This is a genomic window from Ideonella azotifigens (genome assembly GCF_006519715.1).
In the GTDB taxonomy this organism is placed as follows: domain Bacteria; phylum Pseudomonadota; class Gammaproteobacteria; order Burkholderiales; family Burkholderiaceae_C; genus Ideonella; species Ideonella azotifigens.
In genome coordinates this window covers 1-5,889 of sequence record NZ_VIDT01000341.1, presented here as the reverse complement: position 1 = coordinate 5,889, position 5,889 = coordinate 1, and the positions used below count along the sequence as shown (strand labels likewise).

6 protein-coding genes are annotated in these 5,889 nt (G+C 67.2%); 5 read left to right on the top strand and 1 reads right to left on the bottom strand.

Going from position 1 to position 5,889, the window contains the following annotated elements; all coding sequences use genetic code 11:
* The 4 genes from malF to FKP22_RS18750 form a co-directional block, all read left to right on the top strand.
* A partial coding sequence (gene malF, locus FKP22_RS18765) for a maltose ABC transporter permease MalF (RefSeq protein ID WP_310733349.1) occupies window positions 1–1,583 on the top strand: 1,583 nt, incomplete at its 5' end.
* Between the two features lie 20 nt (window positions 1,584–1,603).
* Window positions 1,604–2,494 (top strand): maltose ABC transporter permease MalG, encoded by an 891-nt coding sequence (gene malG / locus FKP22_RS18760; protein ID WP_141289223.1) that lies wholly within the window; start codon window positions 1,604–1,606, stop codon window positions 2,492–2,494.
* Window positions 2,495–2,552: 58 nt separating this feature from the next.
* Window positions 2,553–3,596: a LacI family DNA-binding transcriptional regulator gene (locus tag FKP22_RS18755; protein ID WP_141289221.1), complete on the top strand. Its 1,044-nt coding sequence runs from the start codon at window positions 2,553–2,555 to the stop codon at window positions 3,594–3,596.
* Window positions 3,597–3,850: 254 nt separating this feature from the next.
* Window positions 3,851–4,915 (top strand): M35 family metalloendopeptidase, encoded by a 1,065-nt coding sequence (locus FKP22_RS18750; protein ID WP_141289219.1) that lies wholly within the window; start codon window positions 3,851–3,853, stop codon window positions 4,913–4,915.
* Window positions 4,916–4,985: 70 nt separating this feature from the next.
* Here FKP22_RS18750 and FKP22_RS18745 read toward each other — a convergent pair whose 3' ends face one another.
* Complete coding sequence (locus FKP22_RS18745) at window positions 4,986–5,537, bottom strand: ester cyclase (RefSeq protein ID WP_141289217.1); 552 nt, start codon at window positions 5,535–5,537, stop codon at window positions 4,986–4,988.
* Window positions 5,538–5,670: 133 nt separating this feature from the next.
* On the opposite strand from FKP22_RS18745, the gene FKP22_RS18740 reads away from it, so the two are divergent.
* On the top strand, window positions 5,671–5,889 hold a 219-nt coding region (locus FKP22_RS18740), incomplete at its 3' end, for a LysR family transcriptional regulator (protein ID WP_141289215.1).

The window sequence follows — 5,889 nt, the reverse complement described above, 5'->3', positions numbered from 1 at the left end:
GACGGCCTCGCACTGCGGCGCCTGGCAGCCCGGCCATGACTGCGCTGAGCATGCGCAAGGTGGAAGTCCCTTCGCCTCGCTTCAGCCGGCTGCATGCGGTGGTGGCGCTGCTGGGTGTGCTGGCATTGCTGGCAGCGCTGGCCATCGTCGTGCTGCTGCTGGCTGCGCACCAGCCGGCCGCGGCCGCTGGCGTGCTGGCGGTGCTGGGCGTGGCGGTCTTCATCTACCTGTCGCCGCGCTTCTACGCCTGGCGCTATGTGGTGCCTGGCCTGCTGGCAGCGCTGGTCTTCATCGTCGTGCCCATGGGCTACACGGTGGCGATCAGCTTCACCAACTACAGCTCGGACCACCTGCTTACCTTCGAGCGTGCCACCGAAGTGCTACTGAGCCGCAGCAACAGCGACGGCGCCGGGCTGGACTTCAAGCTGCTGGAAGATGCCAACCGCTACCGCCTGGCCTTTACCGATGAGGCCGGCCAGCACTACTTGAGCGCGTCGTTTGCACCAGGTGCCGCGCAGCGCGTCAAGGCCGAAACGGTGGCCGACGAGCCCGCCGGCACCGCGCTGCCGCTCAAGCGCGTGATCGCGCTGCAGGAAGCGCTGAAGCAGGTCACCGCCGAGCTGCCGGACGGCACCGAGCTGCACCAGAGCAGCCTGCGCCGCTTCGCCGCCAGCCGCCCGGCCTACACCCGCAACGCCGACGGCACGCTCACCGATAACGCCGACGGCGTGCGCATCCAGGCCAACTGGGCGGCAGGCTACTGGCAGCGGGCCGACGGAAAGACGCTGCAGCCCGGCTTTCGCGCTTCTGTGGGCTGGCACAACTACGTGCGCATCTTCACCGAGCAGCGCTTCCTCGAACCCTTCCTGCGCGTGTTCGCGTGGACGGTGAGCTTCGCCGCCCTCAACACGCTGTTCACCTTCGCCATTGGCGTGGTGCTGGCAGTCGCGCTGAACTGGGACGCGCTGCGCGGGCGCAACTTCTACCGGCTGATGCTGTTCCTGCCTTATGCGGTGCCGGCCTTCATTTCCATCCCGGTGTTCCGCGGCCTGTTCAACGAGAACCTCGGCGAGATCAACCTGGTGCTGGACCAGTTGTTCGGCATCCGCCCCGGCTGGTTCTCGGACGCGACGTTGGCGCGCAGCATGGTGCTGCTGGTCAACGCCTGGCTGGGCTATCCGTACATGATGATTCTCTCGATGGGCCTGATCAAGGCGATCCCGGACGAGCTGTACGAAGCCTCGGCGCTGGCCGGCGCCGGGCCGCTGACCAACTTCTTCCGCATCACGCTGCCGCTGATCGCCCGGCCCATCGCGCCGCTGCTCATCGCGTCGTTTGCGACCAACTTCAACAACCTGACGCTGATCGCGCTCTTGACCAATGGCGCGCCGGATTACCTCGACACCGCCGTGCCGGTGGGCGCCACCGACCTGTTGGCGTCCTACACCTACCGCATCGCCTTCCAGGACTCGGGGCAGAACTATGCGCTGGCCTGCGCGATCTCGTCCATCGTGTTCCTGATGGTCGCGACGCTGGCGGTCGTGAACCTGAAGCTGTTCAAGGTCGGGCGCGATCCGCGTTGACCAATTGAGGTAACTTATTCATGGCCATCGTCCTGAAGAAGTCCCAGCGCTGGCGCGTGCTGGGCATGCACGTGGCGCTGCTGGCCTTCATCGGCCTGACCATCACGCCCTTCCTGATGATCCTGTCGATCTCGCTGCGGCCGGGCAACTTCGCCGGCGGGCACCTGATCCCGCCGGAGATCAGCTTCGAGCACTGGAAGCTGGCGCTGGGCATGTCCTACCAGGACGCGGACGGGCAGATGATCCACCCGCCGTTCCCGGTGCTGCAGTGGATCCTGAACTCGTTCAAGGTGGCCGGCATCTCGGCCACCGTCTCGCTGCTGCTGTCCATCACCAGCGCCTATGCGTTTGCGCGCATGCGCTTTCGCGGGCGCGACGCCACGCTGAACGGCCTGCTGCTGCTGCAGATGTTCCCCTCGGTGCTGGCGCTGGTGGCCATTTACGCGCTGTTCGACCGCATTGGCGAAGCCGTGCCCTGGCTGGGCCTGAACAGCCACTGGAGCCTGGCGCTGGCTTACACCGGTGGCGTGGCCCAGCACATCTGGCTGATCAAGGGCTATTACGACAGCGTGCCCGGCGAACTGGAAGAGGCCGCCGCGGTGGACGGTGCCACGCCGCTGCAGGCCTTTGTCTACGTGCTGCTGCCGATGGCGCTGCCCATCCTGGTGGTCGTCTTTGTGCTGGCCTTCCTCGGCGGCATGATCGAATACCCCATCGCCTCGGTGCTGATGCACGACGAGGACAAGCTGACGCTGGCCGTCGGATCGCGCCTGTTCCTGTTCAACCAGCGCTACCTCTGGGGCGACTTCGCCGCCACCGCCATCCTCGCCGGCCTGCCGCTGACGCTGCTGTTCCTGGTCACACAGCGCTGGCTGGTCTCGGGCCTCACCTCTGGCTCGGTGAAAGGATGAGTTTGTATCCAGTCGTTTATCCTGCCCCGCATGAACCCTTCTTCTCGCTGTTTCCCGCATGACCACGCTGGCTGAAGTCGCCCGCAAGGCCGGCGTCACCGCGGCCACGGTGTCCAACGTGCTGCGCGAGCGCGGCAAGGTGAGTGTCGAAACCCGTGAGCGGGTGCTGGCCGCCGTGCGCGAGCTGGGCTACCGGCCCAACCTGACGGCGCGCGCGCTGGCCGAGGGCCAGCCGCAGACCGTGGCGCTGATGGTCTCCAGCATTGCCAACCCGTTCTACCCGGCGTTTGCGCTGGCGGTCGAGCGCGCGGTGCGCAAGCTTGGCTATTTCCTGATCGTCTGCAACACCAACGACGACCCCGAGCAGGAGCGCGCCTACCTGGACGCTGTCGCCGGTTCGCTGGCGCGCGGCGTGCTGGTGATGAACGCCGACTTCGTGCAGATCGACGAACTGGTCAAGTTGCGCGAGCGTGGCGTGCCGGTCGTGCTGTGCATGTGGGAGAAGCCGGACCAGCCGCCGCCGCTGCCCAGCGTCGCGGTGGACTTCTTCCGCGCCGGCATGATCGCCGCCGAGCACCTGGTGAAGCTGGGCCACCGGCGCATTGGCGTGGTGATGGGCAGCGAGCTGAGCGGCAACCACATCTGGCGCTACCGCGGCTTTCTGGAGGGCCTGAAGCGGGCGGGCCTGGAACTGCCAGAAGGCCATACCGTGTTCGGCCACGACACCATCGACGCAGGCCGCAACGCCGGCCACGCGCTGCTGGCCGCGGTGCCGGACCTGACGGCCGTCTTCGCGTCCAACGACCTGCCTGCGCTTGGCGTGCTGCAGGCCGCTGCCGAGGTCGGGCTGGACGTGCCCGGTGACCTCTCGGTCATCGGCATCACCGACATCGCGCTGGCGCACCAGGTGCGGCCCGCGCTGACCACGGTGGCCGTGCCCATCGACGAGTCGGCCGAACTGGCCGTGGAGCTGATCACGCAGATGATCCGCGAGACCGGCACGCCCGGCGGCCAGCCGCCGCTGCGCGAAGCCTCGGTGCCGAGGTTGGTGGTGCGCGCGTCCACCGGGCGGGCCAGCAAGGCCGCGGCCGGCGCGAAATAGCCCCATCCCCCTAGCTTGGGTAGGCGGGGCTTTCGGCGCCCTGTTTGGGCTCGGCTATTGCTAGACAGCTGGCGCAAATCGGCGGCTCTCAAGGGCCGTGGCGCACCGGCCTCAAAGGGTTGCACCCGATGTCCCTGGCGGGTGGCGCTCCTAAATTTGCGCCGCTGCCGTTCAAGAGACGGCGGCGTCCCCATCGTCGACACACACACTCGGAGAACCCAGTGCAAAAAGTTTCCAAAAGGATCGTCAAAGGGATGTTCAAGACCAGCACCATCGTGGCAGCGATGCTGGTGGCCGCCGGCGCTTCGGCCGCCGCACGCGAAGTGCTGGACGTGCAGCTCTCGCTGGACAGCGCGGTCGTGCAGGGCGACAGCCAGGTCGCGGTGCACGTCACCGTCACCAATACCACCGGCCATGATGTGAAGGTGCTGAAGTCGCAGCTGCCTTCGAAGCACCTGCAAGGTCCGCTGTTCCGCGTGCTGCAGGACGACGGCACGCCGGCCGCCTACGTCGGCCCGCTGGTCAAGCGCGCCGCGCCCACCGCCAAGGACTTCGTCGCGCTGCCGGCCGGCGGTTCGCTGAGCTACACCGTGGACCTGAGCCGCGACTACGCGCTGGGCAACGGCCACTACCGCATCGAATACGTCGGCGGCGGCCTGCGCCAGGGCGCCGTCGATTTCGCATCGACCGCACCGGCCGAGCTGTGGACGCAGGGCCGCAGCGCCGAGCAAGCCGCGTTCATCGACCCCGAAGAAGCCGTGCAGGCGCAGACCGACGAGTTGCTCGGCCGTGCCCACCTGGCCAGCATCAGCTACACGGGGGCCTGCACCTCGACCGAAAAGAGCACGCTGGTCAGCGCCGTCAGCGCCGCCACCACCTACGCGACCAACACCACGACCTACCTGAGCGGCACGCCTTCGGCCACGCAGCGCTACGTCAAGTGGTTCGGCACCTACTCGTCGTCCGGCTGGAACACCGCGAAGAGCCATTTCACCAACGAGACAAGCGCCTTCACGACCCAGCCGCTGACGCTGGACTGCTCCTGCAACGACAGCGGCACCTATGCCTATGTCTATGCCAATCAGCCGTACAAGATCTACCTGTGCGGCGCGTTCTGGAGCGCCCCGATGACCGGCACCGACTCCAAGGGCGGCACGCTGGTGCACGAGATGTCACACTTCACCGTGGTTGCCGGAACCGACGACTGGGCCTACGGCCAGACCAAGGCCGCGCGGCTTGCCAAGACCAACCCGACCAAGGCGCTGGACAACGCCGACAGCCACGAGTATTTCGCCGAGAACAATCCGTCGCTGCCGTGATCGTCAATTGAGATGCCTCTTTCCTCCGGTCGCGTGATGCGGTCCGGAGGAAGGGCCCGTGCCGAGCGGGTCAACGCGGCACGACGCCCAGTTGCTGCAGCAAGCCGAGGTTGTCCTCGAGGTGCCAGTTCTCGGCGATCTGGCCCGACTCGATGCGGTAGATGTCGGTGGCGATGAAGTCGATCGCGCGGCCATCGCCTTGCCGCGCATTCGCACCGCTGCCCAAGCGGCCGCTGAAGTGGCCGGTGAAGCGCAGCCGGCCCACCACGCGGTCGCCCACCAGCAGCATTTCCTCGACCTGGGCGCGCAGGTCCGGCACCGCGGCGCGGAACTGCTGCGAAGCGAACAGCGGCCCTTCCGGGCCTTGCGGCCGGCCGGCTGGCAGGTTCCGGTCGATGAAGGCAGGCGACAGTGCGGCCTGGGCATAGGGCGCCTCGCCGGTGTTCCAGAACGCGTAGTAGCGGCGTGCGGCCAGCGCCATCGCGTCGCGCTGGGCGGCTGGCAATGAACGGTCCACCACCAGCGAGGCTGGCTCTGGCAAGGCTTCGGCGGCGTGCGCGGCGTGACAGGCGCTCAGTGCGGTCAGCGACGTGGCAAGCAGGGTGCGGGCAAGGTTTTTCATGGCGGGAAGAAGCCCGTGGCGGGGCAGGACGTTTGACATGCCCGCATCGTCGTCTTTTCGGCCCTGGATCAAAATGGCTCAAGCTGTTGCGGCAGCTGTTCCAATTCGAGAAAGATGAAAGGTGACATCGCGCATGGCCGATCTGTCTGACATGCGGCTTTTTGTGCAGAGCGTGCTGGCCGGCAGCCTGTCCGCCGCTGGCCGGGAGCTTGGTTTTTCACCGGCGGTGGGCAGCAAGCGGCTGGCGCGGCTGGAGGCTGGGCTCGGCGTGCGGCTGCTGCAGCGCAGCTCGCGCCGGTTGGCGTTGACCGAGGAGGGTCAGCGCTACTTCGAGCGTTGCCGCACCATCCTG